Source organism: Streptomyces sp. NL15-2K (genome assembly GCF_030551255.1).
GTDB lineage: Bacteria > Actinomycetota > Actinomycetes > Streptomycetales > Streptomycetaceae > Streptomyces.
Genome location: NZ_CP130630.1, coordinates 2,052,503 through 2,074,880, shown reverse-complemented (window position 1 = coordinate 2,074,880; position 22,378 = coordinate 2,052,503). Strand labels below are relative to the sequence as shown.

15 protein-coding genes are annotated in these 22,378 nt (G+C 71.3%); 6 read left to right on the top strand and 9 right to left on the bottom strand.

Translation table 11 applies throughout. The features are described from left to right. Nucleotides 1-43: 43 nt before the first annotated feature. The 4 genes from Q4V64_RS08745 to Q4V64_RS08730 all read left to right on the top strand — a co-directional run bounded on the left by Q4V64_RS08745 (nucleotide 44) and on the right by Q4V64_RS08730 (nucleotide 7,975). Nucleotides 44-739 carry a GntR family transcriptional regulator gene (locus Q4V64_RS08745; RefSeq protein WP_124443864.1) on the top strand — a complete coding sequence of 232 codons (696 nt, stop codon included), beginning with the start codon at nucleotides 44-46 and terminating at the stop codon, nucleotides 737-739. A 132-nt stretch (nucleotides 740-871) separates the two neighbouring features. Beyond that, a complete protein-coding gene (locus Q4V64_RS08740) occupies nucleotides 872-2,398 on the top strand; it encodes a hypothetical protein (RefSeq protein WP_124443865.1) in 1,527 nt (508 codons plus the stop codon). Nucleotides 2,399-2,444: 46 nt separating this feature from the next. Beyond that, a complete protein-coding gene (locus Q4V64_RS08735) occupies nucleotides 2,445-3,323 on the top strand; it encodes a hypothetical protein (protein WP_124443866.1) in 879 nt (292 codons plus the stop codon). A 38-nt stretch (nucleotides 3,324-3,361) separates the two neighbouring features. Then, nucleotides 3,362-7,975 carry a hypothetical protein gene (locus Q4V64_RS08730; protein WP_124443867.1) on the top strand — a complete coding sequence of 1,538 codons (4,614 nt, stop codon included), beginning with the start codon at nucleotides 3,362-3,364 and terminating at the stop codon, nucleotides 7,973-7,975. A 3-nt stretch (nucleotides 7,976-7,978) separates the two neighbouring features. Here the strand turns inward: Q4V64_RS08730 and Q4V64_RS08725 are convergent, their stop codons facing one another. The 9 genes from Q4V64_RS08725 to Q4V64_RS08685 all read right to left on the bottom strand — a co-directional run bounded on the left by Q4V64_RS08725 (nucleotide 7,979) and on the right by Q4V64_RS08685 (nucleotide 20,453). Beyond that, complete coding sequence (locus Q4V64_RS08725) at nucleotides 7,979-9,529, bottom strand: GMC family oxidoreductase N-terminal domain-containing protein (RefSeq protein WP_124443868.1); 1,551 nt, start codon at nucleotides 9,527-9,529, stop codon at nucleotides 7,979-7,981. A gap of 108 nt (nucleotides 9,530-9,637) precedes the next feature. Continuing rightward, nucleotides 9,638-11,206, bottom strand: coding sequence for an amino acid permease (locus tag Q4V64_RS08720; protein ID WP_124443870.1), 1,569 nt, complete (start codon nucleotides 11,204-11,206; stop codon nucleotides 9,638-9,640). A 140-nt stretch (nucleotides 11,207-11,346) separates the two neighbouring features. After that, entirely contained in the window at nucleotides 11,347-12,813 is a 1,467-nt protein-coding gene (locus Q4V64_RS08715; protein WP_124443871.1) for an aldehyde dehydrogenase family protein, read from the bottom strand. After that, entirely contained in the window at nucleotides 12,794-13,966 is a 1,173-nt protein-coding gene (locus tag Q4V64_RS08710) for an aromatic ring-hydroxylating dioxygenase subunit alpha (protein WP_124443872.1), read from the bottom strand. The genes Q4V64_RS08715 and Q4V64_RS08710 overlap by 20 nt, the downstream gene beginning before the upstream one ends. Nucleotides 13,967-13,977: 11 nt before the next feature. Then, nucleotides 13,978-15,132, bottom strand: coding sequence for an N-methyl-L-tryptophan oxidase (gene solA, locus Q4V64_RS08705; protein WP_124443873.1), 1,155 nt, complete (start codon nucleotides 15,130-15,132; stop codon nucleotides 13,978-13,980). A 10-nt stretch (nucleotides 15,133-15,142) separates the two neighbouring features. After that, nucleotides 15,143-17,647, bottom strand: coding sequence for an FAD-dependent oxidoreductase (locus Q4V64_RS08700; protein ID WP_124443874.1), 2,505 nt, complete (start codon nucleotides 17,645-17,647; stop codon nucleotides 15,143-15,145). Nucleotides 17,648-17,691: 44 nt separating this feature from the next. Beyond that, entirely contained in the window at nucleotides 17,692-18,318 is a 627-nt protein-coding gene (locus Q4V64_RS08695) for an MBL fold metallo-hydrolase (RefSeq protein WP_124443875.1), read from the bottom strand. Further along, the gene (locus Q4V64_RS08690) at nucleotides 18,315-19,400 is read right to left on the bottom strand and encodes an S-(hydroxymethyl)mycothiol dehydrogenase (RefSeq protein ID WP_124443876.1); all 1,086 of its coding nucleotides are present in this window, start codon (nucleotides 19,398-19,400) and stop codon (nucleotides 18,315-18,317) included. The genes Q4V64_RS08695 and Q4V64_RS08690 overlap by 4 nt, the downstream gene beginning before the upstream one ends. Before the next feature lie 222 nt (nucleotides 19,401-19,622). After that, nucleotides 19,623-20,453: an IclR family transcriptional regulator gene (locus Q4V64_RS08685; RefSeq protein WP_124443877.1), complete on the bottom strand. Its 831-nt coding sequence runs from the start codon at nucleotides 20,451-20,453 to the stop codon at nucleotides 19,623-19,625. Between the two features lie 306 nt (nucleotides 20,454-20,759). Here Q4V64_RS08685 and Q4V64_RS08680 point away from each other — a divergent pair, with 306 nt between their 5' ends. After that, a complete protein-coding gene (locus Q4V64_RS08680; RefSeq protein ID WP_124443878.1) occupies nucleotides 20,760-21,083 on the top strand; it encodes a bifunctional 3-phenylpropionate/cinnamic acid dioxygenase ferredoxin subunit in 324 nt (107 codons plus the stop codon). Between the two features lie 106 nt (nucleotides 21,084-21,189). Continuing rightward, nucleotides 21,190-22,374 carry an FAD-dependent oxidoreductase gene (locus Q4V64_RS08675; RefSeq protein ID WP_172629485.1) on the top strand — a complete coding sequence of 395 codons (1,185 nt, stop codon included), beginning with the start codon at nucleotides 21,190-21,192 and terminating at the stop codon, nucleotides 22,372-22,374. Nucleotides 22,375-22,378 lie beyond the last annotated feature (4 nt).

Genomic DNA, 22,378 nt, shown 5'->3' with positions numbered 1-22,378 from the left:
ACCCGTGTTGTTTCGTTCTCGTATCTGCGATTGAATTCCCGGCATGGCAGAGCAGCTGACGGGACTGGCCGACGACCGCGCCCTCCTGGGCCGCACCAGCACGGCCGAACGGGTCTCGGACATCCTCAGGAGCCGTATCGCCGAGGGATACTTCCCGCCCGGGACACGGCTGTCGGAGGACAGCATCGGCGGCGCCCTCGGCGTCTCCCGCAACACACTGCGCGAGGCGTTCCGGCTGCTCACCCATGAACGCCTGCTCGTCCACGAGCTGAACCGCGGCGTCTTCGTCCGGGTCCTGACGGTCGAGGACGTCGAGGACATCTACCGCACCCGCGGCCTCGTCGAGTGCGCCGTCGTACGGGGTCTCGGCGAGCCCCCCTACGTCCTGGACGGCCTTGCCGAGGCCGTGGCCGAAGGACAGCGGGCGACGCGTGACGGTGACTGGAAAGCGCTGGGCACGGCCAATATCCACTTCCACCGGGAGCTCGTCGCGCTCGCGCGCAGCGACCGCACCGACGAGCTGATGCGCAGCGTCTTCGCCGAACTGCGCCTCGCCTTTCACGTGGTGGACGAGCCGCGCCGGCTGCACGAGCCGTACCTCGCCCGCAACCAGCAGATCCTTCAGGCGCTGCAGGCGGGGGACAAGCGGGAGGCGGAGAAACTGCTCGCGGTGTACCTCCACGACTCGCTGGAGCGGGTGGTCGAGGTGTACCGGCGGCGGGTCGGCGAGGAGGGTTAGGGCTCCTCCGGCGGACCATGCCGCAGACGCGGTGCCCCCGGCCGATCCGCCGCACAGGTCCGACAACCGTGACGCCGGGTCGCTTCTGCGCCGTTTGGGTCGTTGTCAGACCGAGGACCTAGTCTGTGCACCGTGACTTCGCCTGCATCGACGGACAGTGTTCCGCCCCAGCTCAGCGCGGGGCCGCGCCCCGCTCCGGGCCCGGCCGCCGACGAGGGACTGGCGCGGCGGCTGCGTGCGCTCGCCTGCACCGCGCCGCTGCACGACCTCGACGCCCGCAAGGCCAACCTGGCGGGCGAGTACTCGGTGTACGGCATGGCGGAGGTGGCGCTCGCAGCCATCGACCTGGTCACGCTGAACATGGACTTCGACACCGGCGCCGACCACGACCAGATCGTCGCCCGGCTCATCCCGCGCATCGCTGCCCAGGCCCCGCGGCGGCCCGTCGCCGAGCACGAGCGCGTGGCCCGCTGGGTCCTGGAGAACCTCATCAACGTCGGCAGCGTGGACCGCGGCTTCCGGGCCGTGTACGGCACGTTCGCGCCGGACGGCACCTATGTGCGCCGTGACTACGACTTCAAGCTGATCGAGGAGGTGCCCGGCCCCGGCGGCAGCGTCTACCTCCGTACGACGGACGAGGCGGTCAACGTCCTGGTCGGCGCCCTCGACACGGACGTCACCAGCGCGCAGATCGCCGCCGAGGTCAAGCTGGAGGTGCTGATCAGCCGCGGCCGCCTGGCCGACGCCCAACTGGCCGCCGAACAGGCCCGGTACCGAACCGTCCAGTACTCCGAGACGCTGCGCAGGGCCCTGGACGCGACCCGGCGCAACGTCCGGGCCGTGGACTGGCTCACCACCGTGCCCGACATGATCGCCGAGGCCCTCGACCACGTCGCCGACCGCTACCGCCACGAGAACGCGATCCTGACCAACATCCGCAAGGCACGCGACGAGTCCGAGGACCAGGAGCACAAGCGGCGTGCCGCCGAGCTGGTGGACATCGTCAAGGACTGCATCCGGCGGCACACGCAGTTGCAGTCCCGGCTCCTGGAAGCGGGCCCGCTCTTCCGCGCCGAGCAGGACCGGCAGGCCTTCGCCACGCCCATGACGACATCGGGGATAGACCTGTACGGCCATCTCGTCGCGCCGGTCCTGCCGTTGCCGTTGGAGCAGGCGGTCAGGGTCACCGACGCGTTCTTCGCGCGCGGGACCGGACTGCGTACCCCCGTGTCGGTGCGGGTGGGCGACCTCGTCGACATACTGCTGACGCCGCCCGTGGAGCGGGAGCATCTGGGCGCGGAGATGCCCGAGCCGGACCTCATCGCCACGCCGGACGACAGCCGGTTCAGCGAGGAGCAGCTGGCGGCCGCCACGGAGCTGCTGGATCTGCCGGCGGACGCGCCGCGGCGGTTGTCGGGACTGCTGGCGGAGGCCCGGCGACGCGATCCCGAACTGCCCTACCTGGTGGCCCTGTTGGCGGTGCACGCGGCCAGCCCGCCGGTCGGCACGGCCTATCGGCAGGGCGAGGAGAAGCTGCTGTTCGCCGTGGACGACGGGACGGAGCTGGACGACCCCGAGTTCGGTGGCGCCGACCTGATCGTGGGGACTGCTCTGCTGGACGCGGCGGGGATGGCGGCGGACAGGACGGAGGCGGCGTAGGCGTGACGTACCTCTTCGTGAACCATCTCAGCAAGGAGCCCCGACCGTGACCGAGCACGTCGACCGGAGTGACACGGAGGCCGCCGCCGCGCCGGTGAGCAGTGCCGTCACCCCCGCCGATGCCGCGGACGCGGCGCGGCTCGTCGCCTTCGGCCTGCAGCCCAAGTTGCAGCCCGCCCGCGACCAGGAGTACACGGAGCTGCTGCGGCGCTACCGCGAGGACCCGCCGTTCGCGCGGCTCGCCGACGCCGTGGCCGCCGGCCTGGGGCTGGTCGTGCTGGAGGTGTCCCCGCGCGCGGGGATGGCCGTGACCGCCGCCGAGGACTCGGTGTTCGCCGTCCGCATGGGCGACTACGCGCGCCGCACGTCCGCCGACTCGGGGGACCGCTTCCTGCACGGGCTGGCGCATCTCGCCGTCGCCGCCATGGCGTTCCCGCGGCCCGAGGACCTCGCCGACGACGGGTACATCGGGCGCGTCTCGGTCAACGGCGTCGACGCCTTCGTACGCCAGGCCTGCCGCCGTCTGGAGGAGCGCGCGGAGGCGCAGGGCGAGAACACCGACCCGGCGACCGACGCGCCCGGCCTGGAGACCGCCTGGCGGATCTGGGTCAGACGCAGCGCCACCGGCGCCACCAAGGACGCGCGCAGGCTCGCCGGTTCGACGACCGGCATCGTCGGCAAGGCCGTCGCCTTCCTCACCGACTCCGGATTCCTGCAGCGGACCGGGGACGACAACGGCGGCACCTACCGGACCACGGCCCGCTATCAGCTCCAGGTGCGTGACATGGCGGGCAGTGCCGCCATGGCCGAGCTACTGGAGCTGGGCGTCGTCCCGGTCACCGACGGAACGCCGACCCTGCTGCCCGCCGAGGACACCGACGACCTGGACCTGGTGGCCGACGCCGGGCTGCCGTTCCACTCCTGACCCACCGCACCTTCGCCGAAGACTTACGAGAGTCCGCCATGTACGAGCTGTCCCGCGTCCGCCTCTACTCCATCGGGCCCGCCGGTGCGCGCTACGCCGACACCGTGCTCGACCTGCGGGGCGTGGGCGAGCCCGTGCCCGACCCCGCGCCCACCCAGGCGGAGTTCTTCGAGGAGGAGCCGGTCGGCCCGCCGCGCCGGCCAGCCCCCGCCGGTGTGCTCTTCCTGGAGAACGGCGGCGGCAAGTCCGTCCTCCTGAAGCTGATCTTCTCGGTGATGCTGCCCGGCCACCGGAACACGCTCGGCGGCGCCAGCTCCGGTGTGCTGCGGAAGTTCCTGCTCGCGGACGACTGCGGGCACGTGGCGCTGGAGTGGCAGCACGTGCAGACCGGCGAGTGCGTCGTCGTCGGCAAGGTCAGCGAGTGGCGGGGGCGCCAGGTCTCCAACGACCCGCGGAAGTTCGCCGAGGCCTGGTACTCGTTCCGGCCCGGCCCCGGGCTGACCCTGGACAGCCTGCCGGTGGCCGAGTCCACCGCCGTACGGCCGCCCGTCGAGGGGCAGTCGGCCGCTCAGGGCCGCCGGCGCACCATGAAGGGCTTCCGTGACGCCCTCACCGAGGCGGGCAAGGCGTATCCGCACCTGGAGGTGCACTGGGAGGAGATCCACGACCGCTGGATCGAGCACCTCGGCGACCTCGCGCTCGACCCCGAACTCTTCCGCTACCAGCGGGAGATGAACGCCGACGAGGGCGAGGCCGCCGGCCTCTTCGCGGTCAAGAAGGACTCCGACTTCACCGACCTGCTGCTGCGCGCCGTGACGGACACGCGGGACACCGACGGGCTCGCCGACCTGGTCAGCGGTTTCGGCAACAAGCTGGGGCGGCGCGCCGAGCTGATCGCCGAACGGGACTTCACCGCCGGGTCGGTCGACCTGCTCGGGCGGATCGTCGAGGCCGCCGAGGCCCGCTCCCGCGCGCGTGACATCCACACCGGCGCCGAACGCCGTACACGGACCCTGGTGCGCCGGCTCTCCGCCCGGGGAGCCCAGGAGCGGGTGCGAGCCGCCGACCTCGCCCAACGGGTCACCGCCGCCGCGCATGCCGTCACGCACGCCGAGGCGGCCCGGGAGCGCAGCGCGCTGATCGCCGCCGAACTCGCCTACCGGCACGCCTCGCTGGCGCTCGCCGCCGCCGAGAAGTCCGCCGCCGCACAAAAGCGCGAGCTCGCCGACGCGCGCACGCTGCACTCCGCCTGGCAGGCAGCCGAGACCGTGCTGCGCCACCGCGCCGCCGCCGACCGGGTCGCCCGCGTGGCCGCCGCCATCCAGGAGGCCGAACGGGACGCGGCACCGGCTCTGGCCGCCCGCGCCAAGGCCGCCGTCGATCTCGTACGGGCCCTGCACGCGGCCGCGGAGAGCGCCGAGACCCTCGCCAACGAGGAGGAGGAGCGGTCCGCCGCCCTCCAGGAGGTCAGCGAGTCCGCCCACCGGGACTCCACCGGCGCCGCCACCGAAGCGCAGCGTGCCCGCAGCGAGGTCGGGCATCTGCGGCAGCGGCTGAGCGAAGTCGAGCAGGAGACCACCGAGGCGGTGCGCGCGGGCTGGCTCGACGACAGCGCGCCCGACGCCGACCCGGCGCGCGCGGCCCTCGCCGCCAGCGACGCCGAGAAGACGGCGGTCGCCGCCTGGGACACCGCGCGCGAGGCGTCGCGCCGGGCCACGGAGCACGCGCGCGAGGCGGCTTCGGCCGAGTCCCGCGCCGAGCTGACGGCGGCCCGCGCGGAGGACGCGGCCACGGCGGCGGAGCGGTCCTACGAGGCCGAGCGCCGCCTCGCCGAAGGGCTGGCCGGGGAGGACCGGCTGGCGGAACTGCTCAGCCTGACCGGAAGCGAAGCACGCCCCGTGGTCCCGCGGCCCCGGCAGGACACCGACGAGGGCAACCCGTCAGGTCTCACTCCCGAGGACCTGGACCGCTTCGCCGACGAACTGCGCGAGCTGCTCGACGATGCCGTCTCTTCCGCCGAGCGGCAGCTCTTCGACCTGCGTACCGCCGCCGCCGACGACTCCCGGATCCTGGGCGCGCTCGGTGACGGCGGGCTGCTGCCGCCCGGCCCGGACGTGCTGGCCACCGTGGAGTTCCTGGGCGAGCACGGCATCCCCGCACTGCCCGGCTGGCGCTACCTCGCCCAGGCCGTCGACCCCGTCGACCACGCGCGCGTACTGGCCGCGCGGCCGGAACTGGTCGACGGCGTGATCATCACCGACCCCGCCACGCACGTGCGTGCCCGGGAGGCGCTGATCGACGCCGCGCTGCTGCCGAGGTCCGCCGTGGCGGTCGGAACGGCCGCCGCCCTGCTCGCACCGACGCCGGCTCCCGACTCCGAGACCGGTGCCGTCTTCCTCGTACCGCCGAACCCGGCCATGCACGACGAGCACGCCGCTGACGAGGAGCGGCAGGCGCTGCGCGCGCGGGCCACCGAGCGAGACGAGGAGATCCGCACGCTCGCCGCACGGCTCGGCAAGGACCGGGAGCTGGCGGCGCGGCTCTCCTCCTGGCGCACCGGCTGCCCGGCCGGCCGGCTGGTCGAGCTGGCCCAGGCCGCCCAGGACACGCGCGCGTTCGCGGCGGAGGCGGAGGCCGAGCTGGCCGAGGCGCGGACCCTGCGGGCCGAGGCCGATGAAGCCGCCGCCGAGGCCGCGCAGGTCCGGGACGAGCGGCAGGAGGCGGCCCAGAAGGCCCGGCGCGCCGCCGACGCCCTCGCCGGGCTCGCCTTCCGGCTGCGCGAGCGCGCCGGCTGGCAGGTCAAACTGCGCGAACTCGCCGACGAGGCCACCGAGTCGGAGGCCCGCGCCCAGGCCTGCCTGGAGCGTGCCCGGGCCGCCGACGAGGACCGGCGGGCCGCCCAGCGCGCCGCCGACGACGCCCGCCGCACCGCCCGGGCGCTGCGGGCCGAGCGCTCGGAGATCGCGGGCGCCCCCGACGACGTACCGGACAGCGACGCGGACGCTCCCAAGGCGTCCCTGCCCGCCCTCCGTGAGGCCTACCGGGCCGCCTCCCAGGTGTACGAGAAGGTCGGCGTCGGGGCCGACCTGCGCGCCGAGCAGGCGCGCGCGGAGAGCGACGAGAGCGCGGCACGCTCCGAGCTGGACCGGCTGAGCAACAAGGTCCGCACGCGCGCGGAGCAGCTGCTCCAGTCGCCCGACGGCTCCGACGGGCCGTCCCGGCAGGCCGCCGTAGCGCGGGCGGAGGAGCTGGTGCAGCTCCTGGAGACCCGGATGTCGAGCGCGAGCGAGCAGCTCGGACGCCTGCGCGGCGAGGCCGAGCGGCACGCGCCCGAGGACGGTGAGGCGCACACCGAGCTGCCCGAGGAGCTTCAGCCGCGCGACGCCGAACACGCGCAGGCGCTGCTGCGCACGGCGACCGCCGAACTCGCCTCGCGCACCGAGGCGTTGACCCGGGCACGGGAAGCGCACACCGAACTGCTCGACGCCCACCGCGCCGCCGAGGACGCGGCCGGCGGCTTCGACGAGATCGCCGCCATGCTGCGTGACCTGCTGCGCGAGCACGCCCCTGAGGAGGAGCAGGAGGAGCCGGAGCCGCACCCCGGCAGCCTGGAGGAGGCCCGGCAGTCCGCCGCCGAGGCCCGCCGCTCGCTGCGCGGCTGCGCCGCCGACCTGTCGGCCGCCGAGTCCGCCGTGCGCGAGGCGAGCGACATCCTCGTCCGGCACGCCAACTCCACGCGCTACGAGCAGGTCCGCACCCCGGCACGGCAGCAGATCCGCGAACTGCCCGCCTCCGCGCTGCCCGAGCACGCCCAGAAGTGGGCGGACGCCTTCGCGCCCCGACTCCGGGTGCTCACGGACGAGTTGGAGCAGCTGGAGCGCAACAGGGACTCGATCGTGGACCGCCTCAGAGGGCTCGTCGAGTCGGCCCTCGCCACGCTCAGGTCCGCCCAGCGGCTCTCCCGGCTGCCGGAAGGCCTCGGTGAGTGGTCCGGGCAGGAGTTCCTGCGCATCCGCTTCGAGGAGCCCGACCAGGCCACGCTCACCGAGCGGCTCGGCGAGGTCATCGACGAGGCCACCCGGGCCGCCGTCAAGAAGAACTCCGACCTGCGGCGCGACGGCATGTCCCTGCTGCTGCGGGGCGTCGCCGCGGCACTCCAGCCCAAGGGGGTGGCCGTGGAGATCCTCAAGCCGGACGCCGTACTGCGCGCCGAGCGCGTGCCCGTGGGGCAGATGGGCGACGTGTTCTCCGGCGGTCAGCTGCTCACCGCCGCCATCGCCCTGTACTGCACGATGGCCGCGCTCAGGTCGAACGACCGAGGCCGGGACAAGCACCGGCACGCCGGCACGCTGTTCCTGGACAATCCGATCGGGCGCGCCAACGCCACGTACCTGCTGGAGCTCCAGAGGGCTGTGTCGGATGCGCTGGGCGTTCAGCTCCTCTACACCACCGGGCTGTTCGACACGACCGCGCTCGCCGAGTTCCCGCTGGTCATCCGGCTGCGCAACGACGCCGATCTGCGAGCGGGGCTGAAGTACATCCGGGTGGAGGAACACCTCCGGCCGGGACTGCCGCAGCAGGCCCCGGCCGGAGAAGGTGAAGCGGTGCACAGCGAGATCACGGCGACACGGATGTTCAAGCGGCCCGCATAGCCGTCACGCGTCCTCCTTGAGCAGATCCGCGCATCTCTCGCCGATCATCATCGTCGTGATGCACGGGTTGACGGTGACGAGGTCCGGCATGACCGAGCCGTCCGCGACCCGCAGCCCCTCGACCCCCTTGACCCGCAGCCGCGCGTCGAGCGGGGCCGAGGGGTCGTCGTCGGCGCCCATCTTCACGGTGCACGACGGGTGGTAGACGGTGTTGTGGGTCTTGTGGATGTAGTCGAGCAGCTCGTCGTCGGTGCGGACGTCCGGGCCGGGAGCCAGTTCGGCGCCCGCCCAGCCGCTGAGTGCCGGTTGCGCGGCAATACGACGCGCGAGCTTCAGCCCGTACGTCATCACCCGCGCATCGTGCTCGTGCGTGAAGTACCGCGGATCCACCTTCGGTTTGTCCCGGTAGTCCCGCGTCCGCAGCCGAACCGTCCCCCGTGACTTCGCGCGCGTCACGTTCGGCGTGAGGCAGAAGGCGTTCTCGGACGTGGGGTAGCCCCACCGCGCGGTGTTCATGTCGAACGGCACGGACCCGTAGTGGAACATCAGGTCCGGCCGGTCCAGGCCCGGTTCGGTGTCGTAGAAGATGCCCGCCTCCCACCACTGGCTGGAGGCGGTGGTCATGGGCTGCCCGGCCTCCCACATGATGACGCCCTCGGGATGGTCCTGGAGGTTCTCGCCCACGCCGGGCGCGTCCACGACCACCTCGACGCCGACCTCGCGCAGGTGCCCGGCAGGGCCGATGCCCGACAGCATCAGCAGCTTGGGGGAGTCGATCGCCCCGCAGGACACGATCACCTCGCGTCTGGCCCGTACCGTCCGCGTATGGATCAGGTCCGGGTCCAGGTATTCGGCGCCCACGCACCGCCGCCCGTCGAGCACGAGCTTCTTGGCCCGCACCCCCGTGCGCACCTCCAGGTTCGGCCGCTTGTCCATGACGGGGTGGAGGTACGCCACGGACGAGGACTGACGGATGTTGTTCTCGTCGGAGTTGATCTGGAACCAGCCCGCGCCCCGGACCACCGTTCTGCCCGTGTTGAAGGGCGTGGTCGGGATCCCGGCCTGGGCACAGGCCTCCAGCAGGGCCGTGCCGCACGGATCGTCGCTCTTCAGCGTGCGCAGCTTCACCGGGCCGGTGCGGCCGTGGTGGTCGCCGGGCGCGTCGTTGTTCTCCAGCCGCCGGTAGAGCGGGAAGAGATCGGCGGCGCTCCAGCCCGTACAGCCGGCCGCCGCCCAGCCGTCGAGGTCCTCGGCCGGTGCCCAGAAGGCGATGCAGGAGTTGTGCGAGGAACAGCCGCCCAGCACCTTGGCGCGGGCGTGCCGCATGAAGCTGTTGCCGCTCGCCTGCGGTTCGACCGGGTAGTCCCAGTCGTAGCCGGACTCCAACAACCCCATCCAGCGCTCGAGTTTGAGGACGTCGTCGTCGCCGACATCGCTGGGTCCCGCCTCCAGGACGCACACCGTGACCGACGGATCCTCCGAGAGCCGGGCCGCCACCACGTTGCCCGCGGTGCCGCCCCCGACCACCACATAGTCGAACTCATCGATGCTCATGAGTGTGGACCTCCTTATAGCCGGAGTAACCGGAGTAACCGGAGTAACCGGAGTAACCGGAGTAACCGGAGTAACCGGAGTAACCGGAGTAGTCGGAGCAGCCGGTTCTCAGTCGGCCGTCGGAGTGGCGAGGGGAGCGGTCGGTGCGGTGGTGTCCTCCAGGCGGTGCTCGGCGAGCACGCCCGTCTTGTGCCGCTGGACGAACCAGTAGTAGGCGAAGCCGCCGCCCGCGATGACCGCGACGAACAGCACCGCGCCCCAGCGCAGATACCAGTGGTACGGAGCGCTGGCGTTGTAGACCGCGGCGCGCGGCCAGATCAGGTTGAGGGTCATGACCGTGCCCCACAGCACGGCGACGATGTTGACGAGCAGTCCCCAGCGGCCGAGCGAGAACCTGCCGTCGCCCGCCGGCTGCCACTTCCCGCGCAGCCTCGCCACCAGCATCGGCGCGGTGACACCCAGATAGGCGAGGTAGATCATGATGATGCCGATGCTGGTGACGACCGTGAAGATCTGCGGCTGGCGGATGTTGACCACCAGGATCGCCAGCGCCAGGATCCCGATGATCACTGCGGGCAGTACAGGTGTCTGGAACCGCGGGCTGACCTTGGCCAGCAGCGAGGAGGCCGGCAGGTTGTTGTCCCGGGCCATCGCGAACGCCAGCCGGATCGCCGCCGTGTGTACCGCCAGGGCACACACGGTGACGGCGATGAGCACGCACCACAGCATCGCCTTGCCGGCCGTCGACCCGAGCACGTCGAGCACGATGTACTGCAGGCCGTCCGTGGACAGCTGCTCGCCCTTCAGGCTGGAGACGCTCATCAGCGCGAGCAGCAGGATGAGGCCGCCGAGGACGAAGGAGGCGACGATCGCGCGGATGATGGCGCGGGGAGCGTTGCGGGACGGGTCCAGGGACTCCTCGCCCAGGGACGCGGCCGTGTCGAAGCCGTACATGACGTACGCCGAGGCCAGCGAGGCCACCAGGAAGGCACCCAGGTATCCGGCGCCGTAGCCCGCCTCGGTGCCGTTCGTCTCCATCACCACCTGCGGACCGCGCGTGATGTGGACGGCGAGCAGGACGATCAGGACGACGGTGGCGATCAACTCGATGAACACGCCCGCCGTGTTGATCGTGGCCATCAGCTTGACGCCGAAGGCGTTCACCAGGGTCGTGAACAGGATCAACACCGCGGCCAGGATGACCGCGTTGGTCGCCACGTCGTACTTGCCGGTGCCGTCACCGACCATCTGGAACACGTCGGAGATCTGCGGCAGCGTCAACTGGTAGGCCAGCGCCACGGCCGAGATGGACACGATGGACGCGATCAACATCATCCAGCCGGCGAGCCAGCCCAGATGTCTGTTGCCTATCTTCTTCGACCAGTTGTAGACCGATCCCGCGACGGGGTAACGGGCGGCCAGCTCCGCGAAGCACAGGGCGACCATGAACTGGCCGACGAAGACCATCGGCCACGACCACCAGTAGGCGGGGCCGCCGCTGCCGTAGCCGAAGTAGAACAGCTGGAAGGTTCCGGTGAGGATCGAGATGTAGCTGATCCCGGCGGCGAAGGTGTGGAAGTTGCCGAGGGTGCGCTTGAGTTCGGGTTTGTAGCCGAACTCGGCGAGTTCGGCGTCGTCGTGTCTCTGCGGGCCTGTCGGTTGCTCGGTTGTCGTCATGAGCGGACTCCTGGTGGGCCGGGGGCGGGGAAGGGAGCGGCTCCTGCGGGTGCCTGGAACAAGGTCGGATCAAGATGGCTCAATGAGGGCGGTTATACGCGGTGGCAATGTGCCCGCTGTTACGTCGAGTTACGCCTGCGTTAGGCGAACCATCCCTGTGGCGCGGGAGACGTGTTGCGCCAGATGTGCTTCGTCTCGCGGTACTCGGCGAGCCCCGAGGGCCCGAGTTCGCGGCCGAAACCCGACTGCTTGAAGCCGCCCCACTCCGCCTGCGGCACGTACGGGTGGTAGTCGTTGATCCAGACCGTGCCGAGCCGCAGCCGCGCTGCGACCCGGGCCGCCTTGGCCTCGTCGCTCGTCCACACGGCGCCGGCCAGGCCGTAGATGGTGTCGTTGGCCAGGCTCACCACCTCGTCCTCGCCCGTGAAGCGCTCGACGGTCAGCACCGGCCCGAAGGACTCCTCCCGGACCACCGACATCCCCGCGGTGCACTCGTCCAGCACGGTGGGCAGATAGTAGAACCCCTTCTCGAAGCCCGGCCCGGAAGGGCGTGCGCCCCCGCAGCGCAGCACCGCGCCCTCCGCCAGCCCCTGGGCGACATACGCTTCGACCTTCGCGCGGTGCGCCGCCGAGATCAGCGGCCCGGTCTGCGCCCGTTCGTCGAACGGGCCCCCGAGCCTGATGTCCGCGGCGCGTAGTACGACCTCGTCGACGAACCGGTCGTGCAGCGCGTCCTCCACCAGCAGCCGCGCCCCCGCCGAGCAGACCTGCCCGGAGTGCAGGAACACGGCCGTCAGCGCCATGTCGACGGCCGTCTCGAAGTCGGCGTCGGCGAAGACGATGTTGGGGTTCTTCCCGCCGAGCTCGAGCGCGACCTTCTTCACGGTCCCGGCCGCCGCGGCCATGAGGCGGCGCCCGGTCTGGAGGCCACCGGTGAAGGAGATCAGATCCACGTCCGGGTGGTCGCCGAGCGGGGCGCCCGCCTCCGGACCGGCGCCGAGGACCAGGTTGGCGACGCCCGGCGGGAGTCCGGCCTCCTCCAGGAGGCGCATGAGGTGGATCGCGGTGTGCGGCGTCAGCTCGCTCGGCTTCAGCACGAACGTGTTGCCGGCCGCGATCGCCGGGGCGACCTTCCAAGCCGTTTGCAGAAGGGGGTAGTTCCACGGCGTGATGAGCGCACAGACGCCGACCGGCTCGTCCACCACCCGGCTGTCGACGTCCTCCCGGCCGGTGTCGACGACCCGCCCGGTCTCGCTCGCGACCAGGCGCCCGAAGTAGCGGAAGCAGTTGGCGATGTCGTCGATGTCGTACTCGCTCTCGACGAGCCGCTTCCCCGTGTCCAACGACTCCGCACGGGCGAGCGCCTCCTTGTCCCGTAGGAGGAGGTCGGCGACCCGCAGCAGCAGGTCACCGCGCTCGTTCGGGGAGGTGCGCGGCCACGGGCCCTCGTCGAAGGCGCGGCGGGCGGCGGCGATCGCCTCCACCGTGTCCTTGCCGCCCGCCTCGTCCACGACCCCCACCGGGGAGCCGTCGGCGGGACAGCGGATCTCGCGGGTGCGCTCGTCGAGCGCGCTCCGCCACGCGCCGTCAATGAACAGGTCCGCCATGGCCGCCTCCCAGCTGCTGAAGAACCCACTCGTGGAAGATCCCGATGTGGTGCTCGTTGGGGACCAGCACACCACCCCTGCGGTAGGCGCGCGACGCCATGGCCGGCTGCGTCCGTTCACAGGCCTCGAAGTCCTGCTCGTTGACCCGGTGGAACAGCTCCACCGACTTCGACACGTCCGCTCCGGACGCCACCACCTCCGGAGCGTACAGCCAGTCGCACTCGACGACCGTGCGGTCCTCGGCCAGCGGGAACATGCGGTGCAGGATCACATGGTCCGGTACGAGGTTGATGAACACCGCCGGCTTGACCGTGATGGCGTAGTAGCGGCGGTCCTGGTCCTCCGACACGGCGGGCAGTTTGCCGAAGCCCTCGCTGCCGTCGACGGTGAAGCCCTTGACGTCCTCGCCGAACTCGGCGCCGTGGCCCACGTAGTACTGGGCCGCGTAGCCGTCCGCGAACTCCGGTAGCACGTCCGTGAGTTCGGGGTGGATCGTCGCGCAGTGGTAGCACTCCATGAAGTTCTCGACGATCAGCTTCCAGTTCGCCTTCACGTCGTACGTGACGCGTTTGCCGAGGGCGAGGTGCTCGGTGCCGTAGTGCTCGATCGCGGCCACGTCGCCGAGCCGTTCGACGGCGGCGTCCATGACCGTGTCCTCGAACGACGGGGGGTCGTCGGCCAGGCACACCCAGGCATAGCCGAGCCACTCGCGCAGGGACACCTTGATCAATCCGTACTCGACGCGATCGACGTCCGGCATCTTGATCAAGTTTGGTGCGGCGATCAACTTGCCGTCGAGGTCGTACGTCCACGCGTGGTACGGGCACTGCAGGGTGCGCCGGATCTCGCCGGCGTCCTCCATGCACAGCCGGGCCCCGCGGTGCCGGCAGACGTTGAGGAAGGCGCGCAGTTCGCCCTTGCGGGTGCGGGTGATGATGACGTTCTCGCGGCCGACCTGGACGGTGCGGAAGGCACCGGGCTTGTCGAGGTCGGAGCTGCGGACGGCGCAGAACCACATCCGCTCGAAGATGTGCTCCTGCTCCTGCCGGAACAGTTCCGGGTCGGTGTAGTAGTGGCCCGGCAGCGTCGCGATGAGGCTGGGGGAGACCTGGGGCGCCGGGACGGGTGTCTCGGGGGCGGGGGTCGTCGTCACGTGCGTGCTCCTCAGGCGGGCGCGGCGGCGAGGCGGGCGGGGTCGAACAGGCCGATGGGGTGCTCGGTGGTGCCGGTCAGGGCCAGGTCGGCGAGGATCTCGCCGACGACGGGCACGAACTTGAAGCCGTGCCCGGAGAACCCGCAGGCCACGGTGACCGACTCCGGATGCGCGGGGTGCCGGGCGATCACGAAGTGCTCGTCCGGGGTGTTGGAGTACATACAGGTCGCGGCCTTGAGGAAGGTGCCGGGCAGGTCCGGGATGCATCCGGCCATGTGGTCGGCCATCGCCTCGATCTCGTCCCCGTGGACCGTCCGGTCGATGGTCTCCGGCGTGGTGACCTCGCCCTTGCGGAAGAAGGCGACCTTGGCGCCGAGGCCGGGGCCGTCGATGGACGGGAAGCCGTAGACCTGGACGCCGGCCGCGTCCTCCCAGATGTAGATCGGGTGGTTGGCGGGGAGGAAGGGCTCGACGCCCTGTTGCGGCTGGAACCAGTACATGACCTGCCGTTCGATGGTGAACGGCACCCCGATGTCGGTGAGCAGCTGCGGCGCCCACGCGCCCGGGCAGATCACCAACTGGGCGCCGGTGTAGGTGTTCTCGGCCGTATGGACGCGGACACCGTCCCGGTACGGCTCCCAGCGGGTCATGGGCTCCTCGAAGTGCAGGTCGGCGCCCTGCCGGGTGGCGAGCTGGAGGTGGGCGGCGACGGTGTTCTCGGGCCGGACCAGACCTGCCTTGGGCTCGTACAGCGCGACCTCGTCGTCCCGCGGTGTGAGCGTCGGGAAGCGGCGGCGGATCTCCTTCGCGTCCAGCATCTCGTGCGCCAGGCCCCACTCCTCGGCCGAGCGCAGCGAGCCGGAGACGGTCCGTGAGTCGGGGCGGCCGACCATCACGCCGCCGTTGAGGATCGCGATCTCACGGCCGGTGGCCCGCTCCAGCTCGTCGTACAGCTCGTAGGCGCGCAGCAGCAGCGGAACGTACGCCGGGTCCTCGAAGTACGACTGCCGGGTGATCCGCGAACCGCCGTGGCTGGAGCCGCGGTTGTGCACGGGGCCGAACTTCTCCAGGCCGAGCACGCGGGCGCCGCGCGCGGACAGATGGTGGGCGGCGGCGCTGCCCATGCCGCCGAGACCGATGACGATCACGTCGTAAGTGGGTGACATGGCGGGACTCCTACCGGCGGATGCGGGTCATCTTGGGGTCGAACAGCGGCTCGTCGGCGACGGTGGCCGGGACCTTCTCGCCGAAGTACTCGATGTGTACGGCGGTGCCGGTGGCGAGCGTGGGGAGCCAGGCGTACGCCACACAGCGGCCGAGCGTGTAGCCGTACGACGCGCTGGTGACGTAGCCGGCGGGGGCGCCGTCGACGTACACCGGCTCCTTGCCGAGGACGACGGCGGCCGGGTCGTCGAGGAGGAGGGGGGTGAGGCGGCGGGTGGGCTGTTCCGCGGCTTCCAGGGCGGCCTTGCCGACGAATGCGTCCTTGTCCATGCGCACCGCGAAGCCGACGCCCGCCTCGAAGGGGTTGTGCTCGTCGGTCATGTCCGTGCCCCAGGCCCGGTAACCCTTCTCCAGACGCAGGGAGTTGAAGGCCGAGCGCCCGGCCGCGATCACGCCGTGCTCCTGGCCGGCCTCCCACAGGGTGTCCCAGAGCCTGAGTCCCAGGTCGGCGGTCGTGTACAGCTCCCAGCCGAGTTCGCCGACGTACGACAGCCGCATGGCCGTCACCGGGACATGCCCGATGTACGTCTCCTTCGCACGGAAGTAGCCGAAGGCCTCGTGCGAGAAGTCGTCGGGGGTGAGGGGCTGGACGAGGTCGCGGGCGAGGGGGCCCCAGACGCCGACGCAGCAGGTGCCGGAGGTGATGTCCCTGATGTGCACGTCCGGCGGGGCGTGGCGGAGGAGCCGGTCGAGGTCGGCGGGGGAGTTCGCGCCGACCTGGAAGCGGTCGGGAGCGAGGCGGGCGACGGTGAGATCGGAGCGGATCCCGCCGGTCTCGTCGAGGAGGAGGGTGTAGGTGACCGCGCCGGGCTTCTTGCGGAGGTTGTTGGTGGTCATGCGGTGGAGGAAGTCGAGGGCTCCGGGGCCGGTGACTTCCAGGCGCCGCAGGGGGGTCATGTCGTAGAGGGCGACCTTTTCCCGGGTGGCCTTGGCCTCGGCAGCCGCGATGGGCGACCAGTGGCGGGCCGACCAGGCGTCGCGCTCGGGGAGCCGCAGCCCGTCCACGAGGGGGGCGTTCGCCTCGTACCAGTGCGGGCGCTCCCAGCCGCCCCCTTCGAGGAAGTACGCGCCGAGCTGCTGCTGACGGGCGTAGAACGGGCTCACGCGGAGCGGCCGCGGCTGCTCCATCGGCTGGAGCGGATGGAGCACGTCGTACACCTCGACGAACTGCTGTGAACCGCGTTCACGGATGTACGACGGTGAACGCTGCGCTTCCTCGAAACGCGTGAGGTCGCACTCGTGCACGTCGGTCGACGGCCGCCCGTCGACCATCCACTCGGCGACGGCCTTGGCGACACCGGCGGAGTGGGTGACCCAGACGGCCTCGGCCAGCCAGAAACCGCGCAGCCGGCGCGACTCGCCCAGGACCGGCATGCCGTCCGGGGTGAAGGAGAAGACGCCGTTGAAGCCCTCCTCGATGTCGGCGTCCCGCAGCGCCGGGATCAGCCGGCGGCAGTCGTCCCAGCTCGGGGCCCAGTCCTCCTTGGTGAAGGGATGGGAGGAAGGCATGTCCATGTTCTGCGCGCGGGCCTCGTCGTACGGCAGGACCGCGAACGGGTCGACGGGCATCGGCCTGTGGGCGTAGCTGCCGATGCCGATGCGGTCGGTGTGCTCGCGGAAGTAGAGGTCGCGGTCCTGGAAGCGGAGGATGGGCTTCTCGGCTTCCGCGGTGGCTCCGCTCAGCTCGGGGAGCGGCTTCGTCCTCGCGTACTGGTGGGCGAGCGGTTGCAGGGGGACGTCGACGCCGGCCATGCGGCCGATGACCGGACCCCAGAAGCCGGCGGCCGAGACGATGTGGTCGGCGGGGAAGGTGCCCTGGTCGGTGACCACGGCGGTGACTTGACCGGCTTCCTGTTCGATGCCGGTGACCGTGTGGCGCTCCAGGAAGCGGGCGCCCCTCGCGGTGGCCCGTTCCATCTGGGCGCGGGAGGCGAGCAGGGCGCGGGCCAGGCCGTCGTCGGGGGTGTGGAAGCCGCCGAGGACCACCGACTCGTCGAGGAGCGGCCACAGTTCCTTGCAGCGGGTGGTGCTGACGACCTCGCCGCGGATGCCCCAGGCGGCGGCGTAGCCGGCCCGGCGGTGCAGTTCGGCGAGGCGCTCGGGGGTGGTGGCGAGTTCCAGGCCGCCGACCTGGTGGAAGCAGGAGACGCCGTCGACCTGGAGGTCGCCGAACTTCTCGACCGTGTACTTCGCGAAGGCGGCGAGCGTCTTGGACGGGCTGGTCTGGAAGACGAGGCCGGGCGCGTGCGAGGTGGAGCCGCCCGGGGCGGGCAGGGGGCCCTGGTCGAGGACGGTGACGTCGGTCCAGCCGCGGGCGGTCAGCTCGTCGGCGAGCGAGCAGCCGACGATGCCGGCGCCGATGATCACGACTCGGGGACCGCTCGCGCGGGTTTCGGGAGCGCCTTGGGTGCGGGTTTCGGGCGTGCCTTGGGGACGGATTTCGGGCGTGCTGGACATGCCCCTCCTTGCCGGGACGAGGGTGAAGGCGCTGGGAGAGGTGCTCAGAGGGCGGGGACGTTCGGCCGCTCGGCGGCGATCGTCGTGTCCTGGCCGTGCCCGGTGTGGACGACCGTGTCGTAAGGCAGCGGGAGCAGCCGGTTGCGGAGGGACGCCTCGATGGTGGGGCGGTCCGAGTAGGAGCGGCCGGTGGCGCCGGGGCCGCCGTGGAAGAGGGTGTCGCCGGTGAAGACGGCGTTCAGGAACGGGGCGTAGAAGGAGCAACTGCCCCAGGTGTGGCCAGGATTGTGGATGACCTGGATCTCGATCCCGGCGACGGAGAGGATCCGGCCGTCGGTCAGCTCGCCGTCCGGTTTGCGGGCGGGGTGGGTGTACGACCACAGCTCGTTGTCGTCGGGGTGGAGCAGGACGGGCGCGCCCGTCAGGACGGAGAGCTCGGCCGCCGCGTCGACGTGGTCGTCGTGGGCGTGGGTGCACGCGATGGCGGTGACGTGACGGCCCGCGACCGCCGCGTGGATCGTACGGGCGTCGTGCGCGGCGTCGACGATCAGTACCTCCTCGTCGTCGCCGACCAGCCAGACGTTGTTGTCGACGTCGAAGGTCTCGCCGTCGAGGCTGAAGGTGCCCTTCGTGACGACCCGCTCGATGCGTACGGCCCCTTGGGCGCTCACAGGACCACCACCGAGCGCAGCACATCGCCCCGGTGCATCTTGGCGAACGCCTCCTCGACCTGGTCGAGCGCGATGGTCTCGCTGACGAAGGCGTTGAGGTCCAGCAGGCCGTACAGGTACTGGTCGATCAGGAACGGGAAGTCGCGGCTCGGCAGGCAGTCGCCGTACCAGGACGACTTGATGGCGCCGCCGCGCGAGAACACGTCGATCAGCGGCAGCTCGACCTTCATCTCGGGGGAAGGCACGCCGACCTGGACCAGCAGGCCCGCGTGGTCGCGCATGTAGAAGGCCTGGGTGAAGGTCTCCGGGCGGCCCACCGCGTCGATCGCGATGTCCACGCCGAAGCCGTCGGTGAGGGCGCGGACCGCCTCGACCGGGTCCGTGCCACGGGAGTTGACGGTGTGTGTGGCGCCGAACTTCTCCGCCTGGTCGAGCTTCTTGTCGTCGATGTCGATGGCGATGACCTTCATGGCGCCGTTGAGGCAGGCACCCGCGATGGCCGCGTTGCCGACGCCGCCGCAGCCGATGACGGCCACCGAGTCGCCCCGGCCGACGTTGCCGGTGTTGACCGCGGCGCCGTAACCCGCCATCACACCGCAGCCGATGAGACCCGCGGCCTCGGGACGGGCAGCCGGATCGATCTTCACCGCCTGACCCGCCGCGACCAGCGTCTTCTCGGCGAAGGCGCCGATGCCGAGGGCGTTGCTGAGCGGCGTGCCGTCCAGCAGGGTCATCGGCTGGGTGGCGTTGCGGGAGTCGAAGCAGTACCAGGGCCGACCGCGGCGACAGGAACGGCAGGAACCGCAGGGCGCACGCCACGCCAGCACCACGTAGTCGCCGGGTTCGAGGTCGGTGACACCCGGGCCGACCGCCTCGATCGTGCCGGCCGCCTCATGGCCCAGCAGAAACGGGAAGTCGTCGGTGATCGCGCCCTCCCGATAGTGCAGATCCGTGTGGCAGACCCCGCAGGCCTGCACGGTGACCAGCACCTCCCCGGGACCCGGGTCGGGCACCACGATCGTCTGCACCTCAACGGGTGCGCCCTTCTTCACAGCGACTACGGCACGGACCTCGTGTGGCACGACCAAGCTCCTCTGCTGTTGCGCAATGCACGATGGGTTGCGCGATGAGAGACATAGTGGGAACGCGATCGAGCGGCCGTCAAGAGGTACGAGTTAACCCTTGGCAAAAGGAACGGTCGGGGCGAAACCTGCCGGACATACAGCGGCGCGGGACCAGGAAATTCCCGGTCCCGCGCCGGTCTCACGCCGCGAGAAATGCCCTGAGGCCTACACGGGGCTACGTCAGAAGCCGTACCCCATACGGCGCGACAGCTCTGCCCCGGCCGCCACCGTGCGCTTGGCCACCTCGGGCAGCCGGTCGCTGTTCATCCGGTACACCGGCCCCGAGGCGCTGATCGCGGCGATGACCTTGCCGTCGTGCGCGCGGATCGGGGCGGCCACGGCTGTGAGGCCCAGCTCCATCTCCTCGAGGTTGACGCCGTACCCCTGCTCGACCACGATCTCGAGCTCGCTCCGCAGGGCGGACGTGCCGGTGATGGTGCGTTCCGTGAAGCGCGGCAGGGTACGGGCGAGGAAGCCCTCGCGCAGGGTGGGCGGCATGTGCGCGAGCAGCACCTTGCCGCTCGAGGTGGCGTGCAGCGGGGTGCGCCTGCCCAGCCAGTTCTGCGCCGTCACGGACGCGGTGCCCCGGGCCTGCATGATGTTGACCGCCGCGTCGTCGTCCAGGACCGCGATGTTCACCGTCTCGCCCAGTTCGTCGGCGAGTTCCCGGCATACCGGGACGCCCTCCTGCGAGATGTCCAGGCGCACTGCCGCCGCCCCCGCCAGGCGTAGTACACCGGCCCCCAGGTAGTACTTGCCGCGGTCCTTGGCCTGGGTCACCAGGCCGCGGTTCTCCAGGACGCCGAGCAGCCGGAACGCCGTCGACTTGTGCACGTCCAGCTCGTCGGCGATCTCGGTGACGCCCGCCTCACCGTGCCGGGCGAGGATCTCCAGCACACTCACGGCACGGTCCACCGACTGGACCGAGCCGGCGGCTCCCCTGCCGTTCTGCTTCTCCGGGTTCGCGGCCTTCTCCTCACTGCGGTCGGACTGCTTCTGGGTGCGGGTCATGGCTGAACTCTCACCACCTGTCGGCCCGGTTCGGGCCGCATCTGCGGGAAACCCTTGACGTGACGGTCGTCCCGCCCGGATTCTGTTGCGCATGGCGCTCGTTCGTGCGTCATGTGGAACATCATGTTACCGAAGAGTCCGGCACCCGGAAGGGGCCGAACCGTACGGACCGACGAAGGTCCGGCGCTTTGTGCACTCCTCGCTTCCGAACTTCATCTGCTGCGGGACCAGCGACGGTCCCGCACTGCCTGATCAACCTGGACCAGACAGGTCCGGACCGAGCGTCCCGGACCGAGAGGGGGGCCCATGATTCCCGTCTGCCGCCTCGAAAACCTCCCCGAGGGCGAGTCCGTCCGCATCGAGACGACACCGCCCATCGCCGTGTTCCGCACGGACGACGGCGAGTTGTACGCCGTCGACGACACCTGCACCCACCAGGACGCCTCCCTCTCCGAGGGCTGGCTGGAGGGCTGTCTGGTCGAATGCCCGCTGCACGCCGCTTCATTCGATCTCCGCACGGGCCGGCCGACCTGCCTTCCGGCCCGCAGGCCCGTCCGCACCCACCGCGTCACCGTCGAGGACGGCACCATCCACATCCACCTCACCGCGGAGGAGGGAACCGCCGCATGAACGCCGTGAACGCCGTGAACGCCGTGACGCAGTGGCGTACGGCACCTGGGGCGGCCGCTTCCCGGACGGCCCCGCACGCGCTGCCCATCGACAGGAGCCCTACGCCATGAGGACCGTGACCGTCGTCGGCGCCTCCCTCTCCGGCTTGTACGCGGCCAGGGAGCTGCGCGCCCAGGGCTTCGACGGGCGCCTGGTGATCGTCGGCGACGAACCCCACCACCCCTACGACCGACCTCCCCTCTCCAAAGACTTCCTCACCGGCCGCGTGGACGAGGACCACCTCGCCCTCACCGACGCCGAGGAGACCACGGAACTCGACGCGGAGTGGCTGCTCGGCACACGAGCCCGCGGCCTCGACGCCCGCGGCCGCACCGTCCTGCTCGACGACGGTCGGACCGTGTCCACCGACGGCGTCGTGATCGCCACCGGTGCCTCGGCCCGCCGTCTCCCGGGCGACAGCCTCGCCGGAGTCCACACCCTGCGCACCCTCGACGACGCCCGCGCCCTGCGCGAGGAACTCACCCGCGGCCCCCGTCAGGTCGTCGTCATCGGCGGCGGCTTCATCGGCGCCGAAACCGCCTCTTCCTGCGCCGCCCTCGGCCACGCCGTCACCGTCGTCGAGGCCGCGTCGCTCCCGCTCGTGCCGCAACTCGGTGCTGAGATGGCCGCCGTGTGCGCCACTCTGCACCGCCGCGGCGGTGTGGACCTGGTCACAGGCACCGGGGTGGCCGGGCTGCGTGGCACGGTCGGCGTCACCGGCGTCGAGCTCTCCGACGGCCGTACGCTTCCCGCCGACATCGTGATCGTCGGCATCGGTGCCGTCCCCAACACCACCTGGCTGGCGGGCTCGACGCTCGCGCTGCACGACGGCGTGCTGTGCGACGACGGCTGCGTGACGGCACTGCCGCAGGTGGTCGCCGTCGGCGACGTCGCTCGCGTCGGCGGAAGCCGTACCGAACACTGGACCTCCGCGACGGAGCAGCCCCGCATCGCCGTGGCCAACCTGCTCGCCGGACACACCGTTCGGACCGCGCGGTCGCTGCCCTACTTCTGGTCCGACCAGTACGGCGCACGCATTCAGTTCGCCGGCCGCCGACAGGACGGGGACAGTGTCCGCATCGCCGAGGGCGAGCTCACCGAGGATGCGCCGGCGGAGGGGGGCTTCCTCGCCCTGTACGAGCGGGACGGCCGTACGACCGCGGTGCTCTCCGTGGACCGCCCGCGCCCTTTCATGCGGGCACGACGCGAACTCGCGCGCGGGGAGAGCCGGGTGCAGCCGGCCGCGCTGTGAAGGC